The organism is Comamonas sp. 23 (genome assembly GCF_049601575.1).
Taxonomy (GTDB): domain Bacteria; phylum Pseudomonadota; class Gammaproteobacteria; order Burkholderiales; family Burkholderiaceae_C; genus Comamonas; species Comamonas squillarum.
In genome coordinates this window covers 1,571,195-1,592,008 of record NZ_CP187127.1, presented here as the reverse complement: position 1 = coordinate 1,592,008, position 20,814 = coordinate 1,571,195, and the positions used below count along the sequence as shown (strand labels likewise).

The 20,814-nt window shown below is 63.5% G+C and carries 18 protein-coding genes; 8 read left to right on the top strand and 10 right to left on the bottom strand.

Translation table 11 applies throughout. From position 1 onward, the window contains the following. Positions 1–20 precede the first annotated feature (20 nt). The 3 genes from ACPEE1_RS07115 (at position 21) to ACPEE1_RS07105 (ending at position 4,960) form a co-directional block, all read left to right on the top strand. Positions 21–728, top strand: coding sequence for a response regulator transcription factor (locus ACPEE1_RS07115; protein WP_116927181.1), 708 nt, complete (start codon positions 21–23; stop codon positions 726–728). Positions 729–848: 120 nt separating this feature from the next. Next, on the top strand, positions 849–2,552 hold the full coding sequence (locus tag ACPEE1_RS07110) for a FecR domain-containing protein (RefSeq protein WP_423935704.1): 1,704 nt from the start codon (positions 849–851) through the stop codon (positions 2,550–2,552). 62 nt (positions 2,553–2,614) lie between these two features. Beyond that, positions 2,615–4,960: a CHASE2 domain-containing protein gene (locus ACPEE1_RS07105; protein ID WP_423935702.1), complete on the top strand. Its 2,346-nt coding sequence runs from the start codon at positions 2,615–2,617 to the stop codon at positions 4,958–4,960. Between the two features lie 30 nt (positions 4,961–4,990). Here the strand turns inward: ACPEE1_RS07105 and ACPEE1_RS07100 are convergent, their stop codons facing one another. The 5 genes from ACPEE1_RS07100 to ACPEE1_RS07080 form a co-directional block, all read right to left on the bottom strand. Beyond that, positions 4,991–6,133, bottom strand: coding sequence for an MFS transporter (locus tag ACPEE1_RS07100; RefSeq protein WP_409935201.1), 1,143 nt, complete (start codon positions 6,131–6,133; stop codon positions 4,991–4,993). Positions 6,134–6,421: 288 nt separating this feature from the next. Beyond that, positions 6,422–7,663 carry a radical SAM family heme chaperone HemW gene (hemW, locus tag ACPEE1_RS07095; protein WP_182343072.1) on the bottom strand — a complete coding sequence of 414 codons (1,242 nt, stop codon included), beginning with the start codon at positions 7,661–7,663 and terminating at the stop codon, positions 6,422–6,424. A 1-nt stretch (position 7,664) separates the two neighbouring features. Beyond that, positions 7,665–8,300, bottom strand: coding sequence for a non-canonical purine NTP pyrophosphatase (locus ACPEE1_RS07090; RefSeq protein ID WP_423935699.1), 636 nt, complete (start codon positions 8,298–8,300; stop codon positions 7,665–7,667). Between the two features lie 145 nt (positions 8,301–8,445). Next, positions 8,446–9,285, bottom strand: coding sequence for a PP2C family protein-serine/threonine phosphatase (locus ACPEE1_RS07085; RefSeq protein WP_116927175.1), 840 nt, complete (start codon positions 9,283–9,285; stop codon positions 8,446–8,448). Then, entirely contained in the window at positions 9,282–10,274 is a 993-nt protein-coding gene (locus ACPEE1_RS07080; RefSeq protein WP_021026330.1) for a serine/threonine protein kinase, read from the bottom strand. The genes ACPEE1_RS07085 and ACPEE1_RS07080 overlap by 4 nt, the downstream gene beginning before the upstream one ends. Positions 10,275–10,346: 72 nt before the next feature. Here ACPEE1_RS07080 and ACPEE1_RS07075 point away from each other — a divergent pair, with 72 nt between their 5' ends. The 4 genes from ACPEE1_RS07075 to ACPEE1_RS07060 all read left to right on the top strand — a co-directional run bounded on the left by ACPEE1_RS07075 (position 10,347) and on the right by ACPEE1_RS07060 (position 14,461). Further along, positions 10,347–11,258 (top strand): YicC/YloC family endoribonuclease, encoded by a 912-nt coding sequence (locus ACPEE1_RS07075; RefSeq protein WP_182343076.1) that lies wholly within the window; start codon positions 10,347–10,349, stop codon positions 11,256–11,258. A gap of 17 nt (positions 11,259–11,275) precedes the next feature. Next, a complete protein-coding gene (gene gmk, locus ACPEE1_RS07070; protein ID WP_116927173.1) occupies positions 11,276–11,914 on the top strand; it encodes a guanylate kinase in 639 nt (212 codons plus the stop codon). Then, on the top strand, positions 11,914–12,117 hold the full coding sequence (rpoZ, locus tag ACPEE1_RS07065) for a DNA-directed RNA polymerase subunit omega (protein ID WP_021026333.1): 204 nt from the start codon (positions 11,914–11,916) through the stop codon (positions 12,115–12,117). The genes gmk and rpoZ overlap by 1 nt, the downstream gene beginning before the upstream one ends. A gap of 166 nt (positions 12,118–12,283) precedes the next feature. After that, the gene (locus ACPEE1_RS07060) at positions 12,284–14,461 is read left to right on the top strand and encodes a RelA/SpoT family protein (protein ID WP_116927225.1); all 2,178 of its coding nucleotides are present in this window, start codon (positions 12,284–12,286) and stop codon (positions 14,459–14,461) included. Between the two features lie 81 nt (positions 14,462–14,542). Here ACPEE1_RS07060 and greB read toward each other — a convergent pair whose 3' ends face one another. The 5 genes from greB to ACPEE1_RS07035 all read right to left on the bottom strand — a co-directional run bounded on the left by greB (position 14,543) and on the right by ACPEE1_RS07035 (position 18,638). Continuing rightward, on the bottom strand, positions 14,543–15,103 hold the full coding sequence (greB, locus tag ACPEE1_RS07055) for a transcription elongation factor GreB (RefSeq protein ID WP_116927172.1): 561 nt from the start codon (positions 15,101–15,103) through the stop codon (positions 14,543–14,545). Between the two features lie 98 nt (positions 15,104–15,201). Beyond that, entirely contained in the window at positions 15,202–16,713 is a 1,512-nt protein-coding gene (locus ACPEE1_RS07050; protein ID WP_116927171.1) for an amidase, read from the bottom strand. Then, entirely contained in the window at positions 16,710–17,663 is a 954-nt protein-coding gene (locus ACPEE1_RS07045) for a Bug family tripartite tricarboxylate transporter substrate binding protein (protein ID WP_243419415.1), read from the bottom strand. The genes ACPEE1_RS07050 and ACPEE1_RS07045 overlap by 4 nt, the downstream gene beginning before the upstream one ends. Further along, complete coding sequence (locus ACPEE1_RS07040; RefSeq protein WP_116927170.1) at positions 17,660–18,259, bottom strand: TetR/AcrR family transcriptional regulator; 600 nt, start codon at positions 18,257–18,259, stop codon at positions 17,660–17,662. Before ACPEE1_RS07040 ends, ACPEE1_RS07045 begins: the two co-directional genes overlap by 4 nt. A 181-nt stretch (positions 18,260–18,440) precedes the next feature. Then, on the bottom strand, positions 18,441–18,638 hold the full coding sequence (locus ACPEE1_RS07035; RefSeq protein WP_116927169.1) for a hypothetical protein: 198 nt from the start codon (positions 18,636–18,638) through the stop codon (positions 18,441–18,443). A gap of 237 nt (positions 18,639–18,875) precedes the next feature. Between ACPEE1_RS07035 and ACPEE1_RS07030 the strand changes: the two genes are divergently transcribed. Then, on the top strand, positions 18,876–20,744 hold the full coding sequence (locus ACPEE1_RS07030) for an IPTL-CTERM sorting domain-containing protein (RefSeq protein ID WP_423935694.1): 1,869 nt from the start codon (positions 18,876–18,878) through the stop codon (positions 20,742–20,744). Positions 20,745–20,814: the final 70 nt, after the last annotated feature.

Here is a 20,814-nt window from a genome sequence, read left to right as displayed (position 1 = left end):
CTTAGTGGGAGTGAGCTGTTATGAGAATTGTGGCACTGGATGATGATCTGGTGGTGTTGGATATGCTCTCCAAAACCATGGAGGCGGAGGGCCACGCCTGTACAACCCATTCCTCTGGCGCCTCTCTGATCAAGGACATGCGCCGCGAGACCTATGACCTGCTGATCCTGGACTGGCAGCTGCCAGACACCACGGGTCCGCAGGTGGTGCGCTGGATACGAGAGAACGTCAACCAGGAGTTGCCGGTGCTCTTCATCACCAGCCGCCATGGTGAGGCCGACATTGTTGAGGGGTTGGAGTCTGGCGCGGACGATTTCATGATCAAGCCGCTGCGGGTGGCCGAGTTGGTGGCGCGCGTGCGCGCGTTGCTGCGCCGCGCCTACCCGGCTGCCACCAAGGGCGTATTGGAGTTTGGCCGCTACAAGTTCCTCTCCGATTCGCGGGCCCTGGAGGTCGATGGCAAGCTGGTCGAGCTGAAGAACCGCGAGTACGACCTGGCGCTGTTCCTGTTTCAGAACATGGGCCGCCTGCTGTCGCGCGACCATTTGCGCGAAATCATCTGGGGCCAGAACTCCGATGTCATCTCGCGCTCGCTCGATACCCATGTATCGCGGCTGCGCACGCTGCTCGATCTGCGACCGGAGAACGGTTTCATCATCACGGCAGTCTATGGCGTCGGCTACCGGTTTGAGGCCGTCAAACCGCTGTCCGAGACGCAGCCTGAATAAATTTCTGCTGTTGCATGCAGCGCGGTTTACGGCCAACACGCCACACGTGTTGGCCGTATTTACTCTGCCGCATGCAGCGGCCCTGCCAGGCACCATGGCCTGGCTGTAAGGAGAGCCATTTTGTATCTTTCTCGTCTGCCGTTTTCTGCTGCCGTTTTGCTGGCCTTTGGCGTGGCCGCCCCTGGTCTCGCGCTGGCGGCATCGGCAGACCAGTTGCCCGACATCCGCCACACGGTGATCAGCGGTGACACGCTCGAGGCCGTGGCCAAGCGCTACCTGAAGGACCCGCAGCAGTGGCGCGCCGTGGGCACGCTCAATGGCGTCAAGGACCCTTTGCGCCTGCCCATTGGCTCGGTGATCGTCATCCCCGCGCACATGGTGGGCTACCAGGAGGTGACGATCAGCCACGTCAAGGGCGTGGCGCGCGTGCGCTCGCCGCTGGCCGGTGGCGACTGGCAAAGTGCAGCTTCGGGCACCATCTTGACCGAGGGCGACGAGCTGCAGGTGCCGGCTGGCAGCTTTGTGACCTTGCGCTTTGCCGATGGCAGCTCGGTGCGCATCAACGAAAACTCCGAACTCAAACTGAGCGAATTGCGCAAGAACAGCCGCACCGAGGAGCAGCAGTCGGTGCTGGACCTGAGCCGCGGCGGGCTAGAGTCGCATGTCACGCCGGTGATGGACCAGCGCCGCAAACGCAAGTTCGAGATCAAGACCCCGATGGCCACCACCAGCGTGCGCGGCACCGTGTTCTCCGTCAGCATTTCCGACTCCGGCAAGGCCATCACCGCTGTCGACAAAGGGGTGGTCGAGGTCCAGGGCCGCCAGGCGGCGCAGCAGGCGCGCGTACAGGCTGGCCAAGGGGTGGCCGTGGCCCGCAGCGGCCAGGTCGGGCCCACGGTGGCACTGCTGCCAGCGCCCAGCCTGCAGGCCAATCCGCCAGTGTTTGAGGACGCTAATTTTCTGACTTTGCAGGTGGGCGAGGTGCCACAGGCCCAGAAATACGGTGTGATTCTGGCCCTGGATCCAGAGCTCGCGCGCGTGGTGCTTCAGCAAAGCCATTCCAGCCCCACGTTCAAGTTCGACGCCATTGCCGATGGCACCTACTACATGAGCGCCCGGGCCATCGATGGCCAGGACATCCCGGGCACACCGGCAGTCCAGACCGTCAAGGTCAAGGCTACACCGGTGCCACCGCTCTACGCCAACCCGGCCCCCGGCGGCCTCATTGGCCTAGCGGACGGCGAGCTGCTGTGCACCGAAGGCGGCCCGGGCATTGTGGGCTACCGCATCCAGGTCGCTGCCAGCCAGGACTTCAGCACCCCGCTACAAGACAGCGGCGTCGTCGATAACTGCCAGGCCAGTGCGTCCGGCTTGGGCGTGGGTTCCTATTTCTGGCGCGTGGCCAGTGTGCGCAGGCTCGCCGATGGCAGCCTGGACCAGGGCCCGTTTGCACAGCCCCAGGCTTTCAAGACCGGCAGCAACCCGCCGACCCTGGGCGCCGACGCCTTAAGCCCTGCCGAGTCCAACAACCCCAACCAGCTGCAGTTGTCCTGGCCTGCTGAAGCCGGTCAGCGCTTCAACCTGCAGCTGGCCTCTGATGACAGCTTCACCGATGCCCGCACCTTCGCGCTCGATACCCCGCAATGGGCATCGGACAGCCTGCCCCCGGGCGACTACTATGTGCGCATCCAGGTGCTGGACCCGTCCGGCCTCAAGAGCCGCTACTCGGCCCCGCGCAAGCTGCCCGTCGAGCCGGCGATTCTGACCGGTGCTGGTGGCGTGCTCAAAACCGGTGACGGCAAATCGGTGCTCAGCCCGAGGTAAGGGGCACGGCGGCCCCTGCCCATGCGCATGACCGCGTTGACCCCCCGTCCATTCCCTAGCGCATGGCTGCCCCTTCCTTTTCGCTGAGCCGAACGCAACTGCGCTGGCTGGAATGGCTGGCGCTGTCGGCCCTGCTGCTGGGCCTGGTGGCCTGGGCCAGCCTGCGCGAGCAGCCCCGCGTCATCAACACCTTTGTGCAGGACATCACCGGCTGGCTCAGCGCACCGGAGCCGCGCGATGACATCGTCATCGTCGCCATTGATGATGCCAGCCTGCAAAGCGTGGGGCGCTGGCCCTGGAGCCGCGCCGTGCATGCGCAGCTGATCGCACGCATTGCCGCCCAGCACCCCAAAGCCTTGGGCGTGGACGTGCTGTTCAGCGAGCCCGACAGGCAGCACCCCGACGACGATGCCCAACTGGCCCAGGCGATTGCCCAGGCCAGCAATGTCGTGCTGCCGGTGGACTGGCGCATGGCCAATGTGGACATTGGCGCCGAGCTGCCGCTGGCCAGCCTGCGCCAAGCCGCGCGCCAGCTGGGCCATGTGAATGTGACTGTCGACGATGACGGCGTGATACGCCGCTACTTTGGTGCGCAGGGTGAGAACACCGGGCCCTGGCCCCACTTCAGCATTGCGATGCTCTGCGCCAGCGGCCAGAGCCACCCGCTGTGCCAGGGCACCCGCCCGCCCGAGCCCGGCGAGCAGTGGGAGCAGCGCTCGCCGGAGATGTTCAACTTTGCCCGCGGTGACCGGCCCTACACGCTGTATTCGGCCGAAGATGTGCTGGCCGGGCGTATCCCCGAAGACAGCTTTCGCGGCAAGTATGTGCTGCTGGGGGCTACGGCCTCGGGCCTGGGCGACTACTTTGCCAGCCCCGCCCGGCCCGCATCCCGGCATATTGCAGGGGTGGAGCTGATTGCCCATGCGCTGGACTCGCAGCTGTCGGACCAGCATGTGCATGCGCTGCCGACCGGCGCCAATCTGGCAGTCAATCTGGGAGCGATCGTGCTGGCCCTGATGGCGATTGCGCTGCTGGGCCCCATGGCAGGTTTGATCGCCCAGATTGCCGCGGCAGCGCTGCTGCTGCTGCTGTGCCTGGCGCTGCGCAGCTTTGCCGGCCTGCAACTGGCGCCCGGCGCGGCCCTGGTGGGCCTGTTGGTCATCTACCCCATCTGGAGCTGGCGGCGCCTGAGTGCAGCGGCCCGGTTTTTGCAGCAGGAGATGCACAACCTGCGCGCCGCGCTCGATACCACCAGCGCCCCGCAGCGCAGCGGCATGCTGATGGATGACTTTCTGGAGCGGCGCATCAAGGCCGTGGAGACCGCGACCGACACCTTGCGCCAGATGCATGGCTTTGTGCGCGATACGCTGCGCCAGATCCCCTCGCCCACCTTTGTGGTCGATCCGCTGGGCATGGTCAGCCTGCACAATGCTGCAGCGGTGCGCTACCTGCAAAACCTAGGGATGCCCAGCCAGGGCCTGATCGCGATCCAGTCGGCGCTGAGCGGCATGCGCATCAAGGATTCGGGCCAGGTGCTGTCCTTTGCCAATGCCGAGCAGCTGCGCGCGCTGCCGGCCGAATGCGAGGTGCTGGACCGCGAAGAACACCCCTGGCTGCTGCTGGCCGAGGCCTTCCGCGCGCCAGCGCCTGCGGGCTGGCTGCTGATGCTGGTGGACCTGACCGAGCTGCACAAGGCCCAGCAGCAGCGCGACCAGGCGCTGCGCTTTATCTCGCATGATTTCCGCTCGCCCCAGTCCTCGATCATCACCTTGCTGGAGATGTACAAGGAGTTTCCCGGCCAGATGAGCGAGGCCGAGCTGCACCAGAAGATCAACCGCCTGGCCCACCAATCGCTGGAGATGGCCGAGAGCTTTGTGCAGTTGGCCTCGGCCCAGTCGCAGGCCATGCAGCCCCAGTTGCTCAGCCTCGATGTGCTGCTGCAGGAGGCGGTGGACGACTGCTGGGCCAAGGCCTCGGAGAAAAAGATCCAGGTGCGCTACCTGCCCGGGGCCCTGGAGGCGGCCGAAACCGATATCGCCTGCTTTGGCGACCGCTCCTTGCTGCAGCGTTGCTTTGTCAACCTGCTCAGCAACGCCATCAAGTACAGCCCCAGCGGCACGGCGGTGGAGGCCAGCATTGCCGATGATGGCGCGTACTGGCGGGTGGAGGTGCGCGACCAGGGCTTTGGCATGACGCAGGAGCAGTTGAACCAGCTCTTCCAGCCCTTCCAGCGCTTTCACCACAACAGCCAGCCGCAGATCTCGGGCATTGGCCTGGGCCTGAGCTTTGTGCAAACCGTGGTGCTGCGCCACCAGGGTTTTGTCCATGTGACCAGCGGCGTCAACGAGGGCTCGTGCTTCAGCCTGCATTTGCCCAAGGCGCCGGGCACGCAGCAGGAGCCGCGCTAGCTGGCGCTGTCACAGGCTGGGCGGCAGCGCTCAGTGCAGCTCTTTGCCTTTGAGTTCGGGAATCAACCACACCGTCGCCAACGCATCGAGCACATAGATGGCGGCCAACAGCCCAATGGCCATCTGGAAAGAGTACTGCGCCGCAATCGCGCCAATCACCACGGGGCCTGCCCCGCCCACGGCGCGGCCAATGTTGAACAGCACATTCTGCGCGGTGGCGCGTGCTTCTGTCGGGTAGGCCTCGCTCATCAGCGCGCCAAAGCCGCCCATCATGCCGTTGACGAACATGCCCATCACCGCACCCGCCCAGAGCATGGTGAGGGGATCATTGAGCTGCGAGTAGAACAGCACCATCAGCGCCGCACCGGCCTGGAACAGCAAAAAGCTGGGCTTGCGGCCGATGCGGTCGGCGAGCTGGCCAAAGATCCAGATGCCAGCCATCATGCCCAGGATGGTGACCGCCGTCCACAGCGCGGACTTGGTCAGGTTGAAGCCCAGCTTGTTGGCCAGGAAAGCGGGCATCCAGATCATGATGCCGTAGTAGCCAAAGTTCTGCACCGAGGTGAGCACGGCAATGCCAACGCTGATGCGGGTGGTGGCGCGGTCCTTGACCAGCAGCTTGAAGCACTGCAGCACCGACTGCTTTTTCTCCTGGCTGCGCACAAACACCTCGGGCTCATGCAGGCGGTTGCGGATGAACCAGGCCACAAAGGCGGGGATCACCCCCACCAGGAACATGCCGCGCCAGCCGATATGGGGCAGCAGCAAGGGGGTGAGCAAGGCCGCGCCCAGCACCCCCACCTGCCAGCCCAGCGCCACATAGGACGACACCCGCGCCCGGTAGCGCGCAGGCCAGGCCTCGGCCGCCAGCGCCATGCCGATGCCGAACTCGCCGCCCAGGCCAATGCCGGCAATGGTGCGGTAGATCAGCAGGTCCCAGTAGCCCTGCGCAAACGCGCACAGCCCGGTGAACACCGCAAACAGCACGATGGTCCAGGTCAGCACGCGGATGCGGCCATAGCGGTCGCTGAGCATGCCAAACACAATGCCGCCCAGCACTGCGCCGATCAGGGTCCAGGTGACCAGGGAGCCGGCCTGGGCCGTGGTCAGCCCCAGGTCCTCGCGGATGGCGCTGAGCATGAAGCCCAGGATCAGCAGGTCAAAGCCGTCCATGGCGTAGCCCACGGCCGAGCCGGCCAGGGCCTTCCAGCCATAGCGGTTGACGGTATCGGACGAGGGAGAGGCAGTGCCTGAAGCGGCAGACCCGGCGGCGGAAGAAGACATGACAAGCGCTTTGTAGTAGGTGTTATGACAGCTGCGCGCACAAAAATGCCGCACAGACGGCGGCATGGTTGCTCAGCAGCGGGCGCTATTGTGCGCGATATCTATACGCTCTGCGTAGGGGCAGCGCAGTCCACATATTGACTAGTCGGTAAAAAATGACCGCCTCCTGTGGAAGATTCAAGCCAGAAACAGCTCCTGCAGGTCGCTCAGAAAGTCAAAACCACGCTCTGTGGGGGTGACCTTCTGAAAGTCCAGCTTCACGAGGCCCTTGGCCTCGGCCTCGTGCAAGGCCTTGGCAATGGAGCTGAGCGGCAGACCGGTGCGGTCCAGGTAGTCCTGTAGCGCAAAGCCCTCGCGCAGGCGCAGCGCATTGAGCATGAACTCAAACGGCAGATCGGCGCGCTTGACCTCGTCGTCCTGCGCCAGTGCATTGCCCTGCAAAGCCTGGGTCATGTAACGGGCCGGGTCGCGCAGCCGCACCTGGCGCACCACGCGGTGGGCAAAGCTCAGCTTGCTGTGGGCGCCCGCGCCAATGCCAAGGTAGTCGCCAAACAGCCAGTAGTTGCTGTTGTGCACGCAGGCATGGCCGGGCTTGGCATAGGCCGAGACCTCGTAGCGCTGCATGCCGGCCTGCGCCGTGCGCGCGGTGATCTGGTCAAGCATGGCATAGGCCACATCGTCCTCGGGCACGGCGGGCGGGTACTTCGCAAAAAAGGTGTTGGGCTCGATGGTCAGGTGGTAGATCGAGATGTGCGGCGGCGCAAAGCCCAGCGCCTTGTCCAGGTCCCGCGCCAGGTCCTGGGCGGTCTGGCCTGGCAGGGCATACATGATGTCGAGGTTGAAGGTCTCGAAGCTGCTGGCGGCCTCTTCGACGGCGGCCATCGCCTGCGCGCCATTGTGCACGCGGCCAATGGCCTCCAGAAAGCGGTCATCAAAGCTCTGCACGCCAATCGACAGCCGGGTGATGCCCGCGCCGCGAAAGGCCCGAAAGCGGTCCTTCTCGAAGGTGCCAGGGTTGGCCTCCATCGTGATCTCGCAACCCGCGTCCACGCGCAGGCGGGCGCGAATGGCCGAGATCAGCCGGTCAATCGACTCGGGCGAAAACAGGCTGGGCGTGCCGCCGCCCAGAAAAATGCTGTGGATGCTGCGCCCCCAGATGAGCGGCAGGGCCTGCTCCAGGTCGGCGATCAGCGCATCGATATAGCGCTCCTCGGGCACCGCATGGCGGCCGTCCCGCACTTCGTGCGAATTGAAATCGCAGTACGGGCATTTCTTGATGCACCAGGGCAGGTGCACATAGAGCGACAGCGGCGGCAGGCTGGGCAGCTGCAAGGTGCCCGGGCGCATGTAATGCTGGATGTCGCGCTGCACCACCTGCTCAGAAGGCTGCGCCACTTGCAGCGGAATATGCACCCCCATCTCAGTCCTTGGGGGCAGCGGCCACCATCGGCGCGCCGGCCAGCCAGCTGTCCCGCAGCAGTGCCATCATCTGGCGCGAGGAGCGGCCCCGGTGGCTGTGCGCATGCTTGACCTCGGTGGCCATCTGCGCAAAGGTCATGCCCAGTGCGGGAATCAGCAGCACCGGGTCAAAGCCAAAGCCGCCCTCGCCCAGCGGCTCGGTCGTGATCTCGGCGGCCACGCGGCCGACGGCCACCAGCGGCTCCGGGTCCTTGGGGTGGCGCACCGCCACCAGCGTGCTCACCATGGCCGCGCGGCGGTCGGTGACGCCCTGCATTTGCTCGAGCAGCGCGCGCACATTGTTGGCATCGCTTTTGTCGTAGCCAAACTGCGTGCAGTAGTAGGCGGTATCCACCCCGGGCAGGCCGCCAAAGGCTGCCACGCACAGGCCGGCATCATCGGCAATCGCGGGCAGTCCGGTGCGCTCGGCGGCAAAGCGGGCCTTGCTCAAGGCGTTTTCCAGGAAGGTGCCATAAGGCTCGGGCGCCTCGCCCTCCATCAACGCGCCTTGGGTCACCAGGCTCACGCCCAGGGGCTCGAACATGGCCTGCAGCTCGGCGAGTTTGCCCTGGTTGTTGGAAGCAAGAACGATTTTCATGGGTCGGCACCAGCGGCTGCGCCGGGATCCCCGGGCAGCCCGCTGCTTTTTTGAGAACGGTAAAAACAGGCCTGGCGGCCTTGCGCCGCCATGCCAGGACAGGCTGAATTATCGGACCAGCGACAAAACGCAGTGCGTGCCGGGCTTATGCGGCCGGGGCGTCGGGCTTGGGCGGTGCCTGGTCACCAGCCTCAGGGTCAGGCGCTGGCGGCAAGGTGTCGCTCACCGGGTCTTCGGATTCAAAGCGCTCGGCACCGGGCATCTCCCACTCCATCGCCACGGCCGTGACGTTGTCGCTGGTCGCCCCCGCCTTGCGCAGCGCGGCATCGATCAGGTCGGGAATGGCGCGCGAGACCGACTTGTTGGCCAGCTCGCGGGCAATCACGGTCTCGGAGACGCTGCTCCAGAGGCCGTCGGAGCACAGCATGATGCGGTCGCTGCGGTGCATCTCGGTGGGGCCGGCCACATCGAAGAACGGACGCGAGGGGCTGCCCAGGCAGGTGAACAGCACATTGCGGTTGAAGCGGTCGGGGTTGATGCTGGTCACGCCCGAGCCGCGCAGCTCCATATAGGAGTGGTCGCGCGTGCGCGCCAGCACCTTGCCGCTGCGCACCAGGTAGAGGCGCGAGTCGCCGCAATGCACCCACCAGATATTGCCATCCTGCACCACCGAGGCCACCAAGGTGGTGCGTGGCGGGTCATCCATATTGTTGGCAATCGCGTACTTGAGGATGTTGTGGTGCGCCGAGAGCAGCGCGTTCTCAAGGAACTCGGCCGGGTCTTCCAGCTTGGGGCGCGCGAGGCGCTGAAAATCCAGCGACACCGTCTGCAAGGCCAGTTGCGCGGCCACTTCCCCTTCCGGATGCCCTCCCATGCCATCGGCCACGACAAACAGACAGGCTTCCTTGGTATAGCTATACCCCATCCTGTCTTCGTTTTTTTCCCGCCCGCCCTTGCGGCTGAGCTGGAAGACCGAGAACTTCATTTGGTTTGGCCTCCGCCCACGCGCTTTTTGGTATCGCTGACCAGCGAATCAATCGACATACGAACCTTCTCGGAGACGCTCAGTTTGGTATAGCGGCGCTCGTCTTCGCGCGCCAGCTCTTTTTGTAATAGGAACACCGATTGGGGCCGGGCCTGGGGGTCAAGCGCCATGCACCACTCCACCAGCTCGATCAGGTTGTCCGAGTACACGCCGCGCACCTTGGACATGGCCAGGCTCAGGCGGTCCTTTTCCTGGCGCTTGGGCGCATCGTTGGGCGGAATACCCTGCATGCAGGCATAGATGCAGGCACCGATCGCATAGATGTCGGTCCAGGGGCCCAGCGACATATCGCGGCGGTACATCTCGGGCGCGGCAAAACCGGGCGTGTACATGGGGCGGACAAAGTTGCCCTCCTTGCTCAGCACCTCGCGGGCAGCGCCAAAGTCGATCATCACCGCCTTGTTGTCGTCGGTGATGAAGATGTTGGCCGGCTTGATATCGAGGTGAAGCATCTTGTGCTGGTGCACGATGCGCAGACCGCGCAGCACCTCGTCGAACAGCGAGCGGATCGTGGACTCGCGGAAGACCTTGGCTTCCTTGAGATCGCGGGCGGTGACGACAAAATCCTGCAAGGTGGCCCCTTGCAGGTAGTTCATCACCATGTAGACGGTGTCGTTCTCGCGGAAGAAGTTGTATACGCTGACGACCGAGGAGTGCGAGATCTGGGCGAGCGCGCGGCCCTCTTCAAAGAAACTCTTGAGGCCCAGGCGGTACAGCGACAGCTTGTCGGGCTCGATGCTCGGCGACAGCGACCCCGGCGCACGGGTGGCCAGGCTGGACGGCAAATACTCCTTGATGGCGACCTGCTGGCCATCGGGCGCCAGCGCCAGATAGACCACCCCGAACCCCCCCGCCGATATGCGCCGCACGATCCGGTAGCCACCGATGACGGTATTGGCTGGTAGCGGCGCAGGCTTTACTTTTGACATAGTTTGATGAACAACGCAGGTATATGAGAAGCCTGATAATGAGCGCGATTGCAAGCAACCTCATACAGTCCTATGCCAGTTTACAGCATGACAGGCTATGCCTCTGTCCAGCAAAGCATCCCACCTGACGGTGACAACAATGCTCCCTCCCTCTGGCGCGTCGGACTGGAAATTCGCTCGGTTAACAGCCGTTTTCTCGATTTATCTTTCAAGCTTCCGGAAGATCTCAGAAGCTGCGAACCACAGTTACGCTCTCTGGTAGATAATAGTCTCAAGCGTGGCAAGGTGGAAGTACGTGTACTGATCAACAGTGAACAGGCTTCCAGCGTGCCCGTCGCCTCGCCCCGCCTGCTCCAGCAGCTGGGCAGCTTCCAGGACACTGTCAAGGCCTGGATGCCAACGGCCCAGCCCTTCACTGTGGCAGAAGTACTACGCCTGAGCGGCAGCGGCAACATCGAGCTGCCCGAGAACTGGGCCGACAATGTGGCCGCGCTGTGCCAGCAAGCCCTCAAGACCCTGCTCGACGCCCGCCAACGCGAAGGCAAGCGCCTGGCCGACATGCTGCAAGACCGCATCAAGCAGCTGCGCCAACTGGCTGAACAGGCCGAGCCCCTGATCCCCGAGCTGGTCAAACAGCAAAAGCAGCGCTTTTTGGAGCGCTGGCAAGAAGCGATGGCGCTGAGCGCCGGCAGCGTCTCGCCCGAAGCGGCCCAGGACCGTGCGCTGACCGAAGCGACCTCCTTTGCGATCCGCATCGATGTGGCCGAAGAACTCACCCGCATGCGCTCGCACCTGGAAGAAATCAGCCGCCTGCTGACCAAGGGTGGCGATATCGGCAAGCGCCTGGACTTTCTGATCCAGGAGCTGCACCGCGAGGCCAACACCTTGGGCTCCAAGTCCGCTGCGCTGGATCTGACCCGCATCAGCGTGGACATGAAGGTCCTGATCGAGCAGATGCGCGAACAAGTGCAAAACATCGAATAAGAAGCCAGAGTCTCTCTATGGAATACCCCGGAAACCTCTTTGTCGTCTCAGCCCCCAGCGGCGCGGGCAAGTCGTCCCTCGTCAAGGCCCTCCTCGAGCTCGACTCGCAAGTCTTTCGCTCCATCTCCCACACCACGCGCTCGCCGCGTGGCCAGGAAAAGCATGGGCGCGAATACTACTTCGCCTCGCGCGATGACTTCGAGCGCATGATTGCCTCCAATGCGTTTGTCGAATGGGCCAATGTGCATGGCAACCTCTACGGCACCTCCAAGAAGGCCATCGAGGAGCGCCTGGCCAAGGGCACCGATATCGTGCTGGAGATCGACTACCAGGGCGCTTTGCAGATCAAGCAAAGCTTCCCCCACGCCGTGCTGATCTTCATCCTGCCACCCAGCTGGGAAGAGCTGCGCTCGCGCCTGGAGAACCGCGGCGAGGACGCCTCCGACGTCATCGAAAAGCGCCTCACGAACGCGCGCGAGGAGATGGCGCAGGTCCACAAATTCGACTTCGTTATAATTAACGAATTGTTCGAACGCGCTTTGTTCGATTTGAAGGCCGTTGTACATTCACAACGCTTGCGCTATTCGGCCCAAAAGCGTGTTCGCAGCGAAATATTCTCGTCACTCGACATCCCTGTTACCCTGGAGAACTCCTGATGGCCCGCATCACCGTTGAAGACTGCCTCGACAAAATCCCTAACCGCTTCCAACTGGTTCTGGCCGCTACCTACCGCGCCCGCATGCTGAGCCAAGGCCACACGCCCAAAATCGAAAGCCGCAACAAGCCGGCCGTGACCGCGCTGCGCGAAATCGCTGCAGGCAAGGTAGGCCTGGAAATGCTGAAAAAAGTACCCGGCTAAGCCCCTGCTTATGCAACAAAATGGCACCGAATGGCGGTGCCATTTTTCTTGGTATTCACACAAATTTGTCATCGCACGCTACAGTTAAGGCGTGAAGTCCGTGTCCATCCCCTCCGCACCCGCCCAAGTCTCTGGCGTCATCGCTACCGCCGCAGCCAAGCCTGCCATGTCGTATCCGGTAGTGGTGAGTGCCTACGCCGAATTTCTGGAGAAGCTCGACTACCTCGGTGAAGCAGATCTGGCCCTGGTCGAAGAAGCTTTTGATTTCGCAGCCAAGGCCCACACCGGCCAGTTCCGCAGCAGTGGTGACCCCTACATCACCCACCCCATTGCGGTCGCCGAGATCTGCGCGAGCTGGAAGCTCGACGCCCAGGCGCTGATGGCCGCGCTGATGCATGACGCGATGGAGGACTGCGGCGTCACCCGTGATGACATTGCGCGCCAGTTTGGCGACACGGTGGCCGAGCTGGTCGATGGCCTCACCAAGCTGGACAAGCTGCAGTTCAACTCGCGCGAAGAGAACCAGGCCGAGTCGTTCCGCAAGATGCTGCTGGCGATGGCGCGCGATGTGCGCGTCATCCTCGTCAAGCTGGCTGACCGCACCCACAACATGCGCACCATGTCCGACATGCCGCGCAGCAAATGGGGACGCATCTCGACCGAGACCATGGAGATCCATGTGCCCATTGCCAACCGGCTGGGCATCAACCGGGTCTACCGCGAGCTGCAGGACCTGGCCTTCAAGCACCTCTACCCCTGGCGCCATGACACGCTGGTCAAGGCGCTGGGCCGCTCGCGCAACCGGCGCAAGGACGTGGTCCAGAAGATCCATGCCGAGGTCGATTCGGCCTTTGCCAAATCTGGCATCAAGATCCGCCTGGGCAACCAGGAAAAAACACTCTACGCCATCTACAAGAAGATGGATGGCAAGCGCCTGTCGTTTGCCCAGGTGACCGACTCCTACGCGGTGCGCGTCATCGTGCCCAACCTGATCGACTGCTACACTGCGCTGGGCGTGCTGCACCAGGTGTTCCGCCCCGTGCCCTCCAAATTCCGCGACTACATCGCCAACCCCAAGTCGAACGGCTACCAGTCGCTGCACACCACGTTGGTCGGCCCCTCGGGCGTGAGCATGGATTTCCAGATCCGCACCGAAGACATGAACCTGGTCGATGAGTACGGCGTGCTCACACACTGGATGATCCAGGCGCGGGCCATGCCCAACGGCGAGCAGCTGGGCAACAAATGGGTGCAGTCGCTCCTCGACATCCAGGATGAGACACACGACGCCCATGAGTTCTGGGACAACGTGCGCGTGGACCTGTTCCCCGACTCGGTCTATGTGTTCACGCCCAAGAACCAGATGCTCACCTTGCCCCGGGGCGCGACCGTGCTGGACTTTGCCTACGCGATCCACTCCAATGTGGGCGAGCGCACGCAAGGCGCGCGCATCAACAACGAGCAGGTGCCGCTGAGCACCGTGCTCAAGAGCGGCGATGTGATCGAGATCTCGACCTCGCCCGATGCCGCGCCCCATCCCTCCTGGCTCACGATTGTGCGCACGGGCCGCGCCAAGTCCAAGATCCGCTACTACCTCAAGACCCAGGGCCAGAACGAGACCGCTGCGCTGGGCGAGCGCCTGCTCTTGCAGGCGATGCGGGCCGAAGGCATCTCGCAGTTGCCCGAAGACAAGGCCGTCTGGGACAGCCTGCTCACCCGCCTTGAAGCGCGCAACAAGGTGGAGCTGTTCAACGACATCGGCCAGGGCAAGCGCATTGCCGTGTTTGCCGCCAAGCAGGTGGTGGACCTGCTGGCCGAGCAAGGCCAGCGGCCGGACGCTGTGCTGCTGAGCCAGGAGCGCTTCAAGACCGGCGCCAGCACCGCCACCTCAGCGCTGGTGCTTGATGGCTCACCCAATGCCGCTGTCAAATACGCCAAATGCTGCCGCCCCGTGCCGGGCGACCCGATTGCCGCCCACCTGGACCGCAATGCCGGCCTCGTGGTGCACAACGCCCAGTGCGCCGTCTGCAAGCGACTGCTGGCCAAGGATGCCGAGCATTTTGTCGATGTGGAATGGGCCGATGAGCCCGCCAGCGAGTTCGACACCGGCGTCGTCGTCACCATCAACAATGGCAAGGGAGTGTTGGGCAAGATTGCCGCCGAGATTGCCGCCATGGGCTCGGACATCACCCACATCACGATGGATGACGAAGTGGCGATGGACACGATGGCGCTGCGCTTTGTGCTGACCGTCAAGGACCGTGCCCAGGTTGAGCTGCTGCTGCGCCAGCTGGTCAAGCTGCCCTATGTGCTGCGTGCGCACCGGGTGCTGCCCGTCGCCTGAGCTCCTCCCGATAGCGATCGGGACAGCCCCCCAACAACAGCGCGCCTTAAAGGCGCGCTTGTATTTTGAGAACGGGCTATTTCAAGAGGTCCCCGGCTCCGGGTACTGCACACCCAGCACCTCCAAAACCCGCATCCCGCCGGGCGTGGGCAGCTGCACCTCATCGCCAATGCGGGCCTTGAGCAGCGCCCGCGCAATCGGGGCCACCCAGCTGACCTGGCCCCGGCTGGCATCGGCCTCGTCGATGCCCATGATGGTGATCGACTCCTCGCTGCCATGCTGGTCGCAGTAGTGCACCGTCGCCCCAAAATACACCTGGTCGCTGCCGTGGTGCACCCCCGGGTCCACCACCTCGGCCGCCTCCATGCGCTTGGTCAGAAAGCGGATACGCCGGTCAATCTCGCGCAAGCGCTTCTTGCCATACAGGTAGTCGCCGTTTTCCGAGCGGTCGCCATTGCTCGCCGCCCAGTGCACCACCTCCACCACCTTGGGCCGCTCATCATCGATCAGTTGCAGCAGCTCCTGCTCGAGCGCGCGGTAGCCCCCGGGCGTGATGTAGTTCTTGCCGCCAGCAATCTTGGGCAGCTGCGGCAGGTCATCATCGTCGTCGTTGTCTGTCTCTTTGGTAAAGGCCTTGTTCATCCTGCTATTTAAACAAAGATTGGCGAAGGCTCCCACCAGAAAGAAAAAAGCCTGCCATCGCCATGGCAGGCTTGCCGTCTCAGGGGAGGCCGCTTTGCTTACACCGCCTGGCCCACGTTGGCCTGCGCAGCACCACCCAGCTCTGGCGGGTGGGTGACGATGCTGCGCAGCGCGGGCCGGGGCTGGGCCAGTGCAGCCAGGTCGGGGCGGGGGCGGGCAAAGTCGCTGTTGTGCAGGCCCAGCTTTTCGACTGCCGCCGCCATCGCCAGCAGGCGCCCGTCCTGGTGCAACGGGCCAATCATCTGCAGGCCAAAAGGCATGCCCGCCTCGTCACGGCCGCAGGGCAGCGACAGCGCAGGGTTGGTCGCCAAGGTCACCACATAGGTCAGGCTCAGCCATTCGTAGTAGTTGCGCTGGGTCTTGCCCTCCACCTCCTGCGCATAGAGCTGTTGCCAGGGGAAGGGCGACAGGGGAGTCACCGGTGCCAGCACCAGGTCGTATTGCTCGAATGTGCGCTGGAACATGCGCTGGATGCGCGTCTGCGCCAGATGCGCCCAGGCCCGGTCGCCCAGGCTGATGCTCGCAGCCATCTCGACATTGGCCCGCACATTCGGGCCCAGCGTTTCGGGGGCGGTGCGGTAGATATCGGCAAAGGCGGCGACAAAGCTCTCGGCGCGGATGATGTCAAAGCAGCGGTGCGCTTCTTCCAGGTTCCAGGGCAAGGCGTCCATGCAGGCCACCTCACCGGCCAAGGCCTGCACGCGCTTTGCAAAGGCACGGCGCACCACCGGGTCGACCGCGCAGGTGCCAAAGTCCTCGGTATAGGCCACGCGCAGGCCGCGCAGGTCCATCTCGGGCACGGGCCAGACGGGCGCATGGCTCACCCCCATGCTCAGCGGATCCATCGGGTGCGGGCCCATGCTGGCCTGCATCATCAGCGCGGTATCGGCCACATCGCGGCCCATGGGGCCGAGCACCGAGATGGCCGACCAGCCCAGCGGCCGGTCGTCATTGGCGATCAGGCCCGGCGAGGGGCGCAGGCCGACCACGCCGCACAGCGCCGCCGGAATGCGCAGCGAGCCGCCGGTGTCCGAGCCGGTGCACAGCGGAAACATGTCGGTGGCCAGCGCCGCGGCCGAGCCACCCGATGAGCCCCCGGCATTCAGATCCGGGTTGAAGGGGTTGCCCGTAGCACCCCAGACCGGGTTGCGGCTGTTGGCACCTGCGCCCATGTCGGGCGTATTGGTCTTGGCCGTCACGATCGCGCCCTGGCCGCGCAGCCGGGCCACGAAGGCATTGTCCTTGCCCGGCACATGGCCGCGCAGCCGCACATTGCCGCTGGTGGTCAGCAGGCCTTCGGTGGCCTGCAAGTCCTTCACGCCCAAGGGCAGGCCATGCAAGAGCGGCAGCTGGCTGCGCCGCCCCACCTGCGCTTCGGCCAGCTGGGCGGTAGTGCGGGCACGCTCAAAATCGGTGGCGCACAGTGCATTGACCGCCGGGTTGAGCGCCTGCATGCGGGCGATGCAGTCATCGAGCAGTTCGACCGGCGAGATCTGCCGGCTCTGGATCAGGCTGCGCAGCTCGACGGCGCTGTGTTCTACCAAACTCATTGTGTGGCCAATCCCAGTTTGTCGATCAAAGGCTTCCAGACAGCGATGTCGCGCTCGGCAAAGCCCAGCACATCGGCAGGTTGGCTGCGCATCAAGGTCACACCCATCTTGTCCATGCTGTTGGCATAGACCGGGTCGCTGTAGCACTGGTTGGTCGCGTCGTTCAAGGCCTTGACCACCTCCAGCGGCGTGCCCTTTTTGGCCACGACCGCAATCCATGACGGCCGCGCCAGCACGGCCGGCCCACCGGCCTCGGCAATGGTCGGCACATCGGGCAGCACCGCCGAGCGCTGGCCAGCGAAAATCGCCAGCGGCACGAGCTTGCCGGCCTTGACCTGGGGCGCGGCTGTGTTGAGCACCAGAGTCATCGCCTGGATCTGCTGGCCCATCAAGGCCGTCAGGCCCGCGCTCTCGCCGACAAAGGGCACATGGGTGGCGGGCCAGTGCATCGCATCGGTCAGCGCCGTGGTCAGCAAATGCGCGGGGCTGCCCTTGCCGGGCGAGCCAAAGTTCAGCCCGCCGGCCTGGGACTTGGCGACCTTCTCCAGGTCGGCGAGTTTGTGGATGCCCGCGCCCGCCGGCACCACCAGCACCAGCGGCGATGAGCCAATCATCGCGACACCGGCAAAGTCCTTGAGCGGGTCATAGGGCATCTGCTGGTGCACATAGGGCGTGATCGTCATCTGCGACATGCCGATGGTCATCGCAAACGCGCCATCGGCCGGCTGGCCCTTGAGGTAGTTGATGGCCAGGATACCGTTGGCGCCGGGCTTGTTCTGCACAACCACCGGCCGCCCCATCAGCCGCCCGGTGCATTCGCCCCAGGCGCGGGTCATCGCGTCCGATCCGCTGCCTGGCGGTTGCTGCGCGATCACCTGCAGCGGGGTCTGGGCGGCGGCGCCAAGGGCCCAGGCCGACAGGCCACAGGCAAGAAGGGTTGCTCTGATCAAGGGGTCACCTCGCTGGAAAAAGATTGAAGAAGGACAGACAGCTGCTGCAGTTGCTGCTCAATCGCAGCCGGGCTGGAGAACGGCGCGAGCACGCCCAGGCCGCGCAGGCAGGACAGCACCAGCTGAAAGCGCGCTTCAGCGGCGGGCCCACCGGCCCATTCGGGAAAGCTGCGCAGCATGCGCAGCAGCAGCTTGTCGTTGATCGGGGCGCGTGCGGCCTGGATATGCGCCACCATCGCGGCGTCGGCACGCACTGCCAGGTAGGCCTCCCAGGCCACCGCAAAGCGGGGCTGGCCATACAGCCGCCGCCAGGCCTGTTGCACAAAGTGGTCGGCGCGCCGCTGCAGGGGCCAGTGCGGCGCTGGCCAGAAACTGTCGTCGGTGTCGATCTGCTGCACCAACCGCTCAATGATCTGCAGCATCAGCGCGGCCTTGGACGGGAAATGGTGCTGCACCGCTCCGGTCGTCATGCCCGCGATACGGGCCACCTCATGCATCGACAGGCTCGCAAGCCCCTTGGCTTGCATCACCTCGAGCGCAGCATCCATCAGCCGCTCACGCGTCTGTTCACTTTTGATCTGATGCAGGTTGGGCACAACAGGGGGGTCTCCTGAAATACATTATGCGTGTAATGTAATTTGGCAGACATCCGGGTTTGGCCTAGGAGAGAGAGACGCCAAGTCTGCGGTCTATCCGCGCTGCATCAAAGGGATGAGGCCCCTCTTCCTCCTTGTCAAAATGCGCAGTGATTGCCGCTTGCCCAACAGCGAACCGGCCTCAAAAAAGATTCGCAAGCACCGCCAGCTCGGCCAGAAACGCCTGCATCTGAGGGCTGGCCTCTTCACCCGGCGCCAGCAAGCCATGCTTGTGCGCCAGTTGCCGAAACACCGACGCGGCGGCCAGCTGCGGCAACGCGGCAGCACCGTCTCCCTCCTCCCAGGCATCGCTCAGGTTGTCATGGGCTACTTCAATCATGCGAACTCCTCTCTTCTTGTGGGCAGCCAACGCAGAGCTTCGTTTACAGCTGCTGCCGGATGGCGACATCAAGCCTAGCCAGTTTATCGAAAATGCTGTATGAATATACAGTATTTTTATATCGCCATCGAAGGCACTAGGGTGAGCTCTATCACCACTTTCAGGGATTGACACCGTCTTGCACACATCGCACATTTAAATGTCAACATATGTAAAAAGCTTATGAAGGTGTACTAAATGGCCGTGAACCAGTTTTTAAGTGCGGGAGCGTTTGCAGCATTGGTTTCCATAGGGGTGCACCACAGTGCACATGCTCAGGCGTTTACAGAAGCTTTTAACGACATCAACACCCTGGCTAGTGGCGGATGGGTAATGAGCAATGCCAGCGTGGGTGTCGGGTCCACCGGCTGGTTTCAAGGCAATCCGCCCACTGCAGGTGGTCCTTTTGACGCACAAAGCGGCGCGGCCAATGCGTACATCGGGGCCAATTACAACAACACTGGCAGTGTCGGAACGATCAGCAATTGGCTGCTCATGCCTGATCGAACCATACGCAACGGCGATGTGCTGACTTTTTATACAAGAAAGCCCTCCCCGGACACCTACGCCGATCGCCTGGAAGTGCGCCTCAGCACGAATGGGGCCAGCACAAATGTCGGCAGCGGCACTGGCGTAGGTGATTTCACGACGCTGCTGATGAGTGTCAACCCTGGCCTCACCTTGGGGGTCTATCCAACCACCTGGACGCAGTACTCCGTCACCGTTTCGGGCCTGCCAGCCCCCACGTCCTCACGCATGGCCTTCCGTTATTTCGTCACCAGTGGCGGTTTGTCCGGAACGAACTCTGACTACATCGGCATCGACACTGTGAGCTATACGCCCTATGTATGCCCTTCTGTCGTGCTGACGCCTGCGGGCGCCCTTGCTGGAGGCAGCGTGGGCCAAAGCTACAGCACCACACTCAGCCAGAGTGGCGCGCTGGGCGCTCCAAACTTCGCCGTCACCTCGGGGGCACTGCCACCAGGTTTGACGTTGTCGAGCAGCGGCGCCATTTCCGGCACCCCCACAGCCTCCGGAGCCGCCAACTTCACGGTCACGGCGAACGATGCGAGCGGTTGTTCGGGAGCCCAGCCCTATTCCATCTCTGTGGAACAGGGATTGCAATCCATCAGCTTCCCATCGCAAAGCCCTGCCAGCCAGCTGTACACACCCGGGGGCAGCTTCTCGATCAATCCTCAGGCAAGTGCAAGCTCCTTCCTGCCCGTGAACTATGACAGCAGCACGCCAGCGGTCTGTACGGTGGCAGGCACCAATGTCTTCATCAACAGTGGCGGCATCTGCACACTCGTCGCACAACAAGCTGGAGATGTGAACTACAAAGCTGCGCCGTCCCAGTCTCAGAACGTCACCATTGACAAGGCAGCGCAGACCATCAGCTTCAGCTCGTTCATCCCCGCCAATGCCAAGGTAGGCGGCAGCTATACCGTTTCAGCCGATGGTGGCGCCTCTGGCAACGCCGTTAGCTTCTCGATCGACAGCGGCAGCCTGTCAGTCTGCAGCATCAGCGGCAACCTGGTCTCCTTCAATGGCGCCGGCAACTGCAGCATCAAAGCGAACCAACTGGGCAACGCCAACTACAGCGACGCTCCCCAGGTGCAACAGACGGTCGCTGTCGCTCAAGGTGGATCGGGCATCAGCATCAGCTCCAGCCAAAACCCTTCACAGCCAGGTCAGAGCGTGACGTTCACCGTATCGGTGACGTTTGATCCCAACAAGACCGCTGCTCTGCAGGCAAAAGCAGCGCCAGTGCCCACGGGAACGGTCGAGATCCTGGACGGCTCCACATCGCTGGGGAGTGCTGCACTCGTCAATGGCACGGCCACCATCACTGCCGTACTGCCTGCTACTGCGGGAGCGCACAGCCTCGTTGCCAGTTACAGCGGCGATGCCAACTACCCCGCACTCCAGAGCGAAGCCTTTGTCCAATCCGTTGTGGCAGCAGTGCCCACGGCGGTGCCTACGCTATCCGCATGGGCCGCACTCAGTTTGTCCGCCCTTCTGGCACTTGTCGGACTCACTGCAGTTCGCAGACGCCCTGGCGCATAAGCGCAGCAAGCCACCCCAACGGGGTGGCTTGCTGCCATCTCTTCACCACTTCGACCACCACCGACCATTT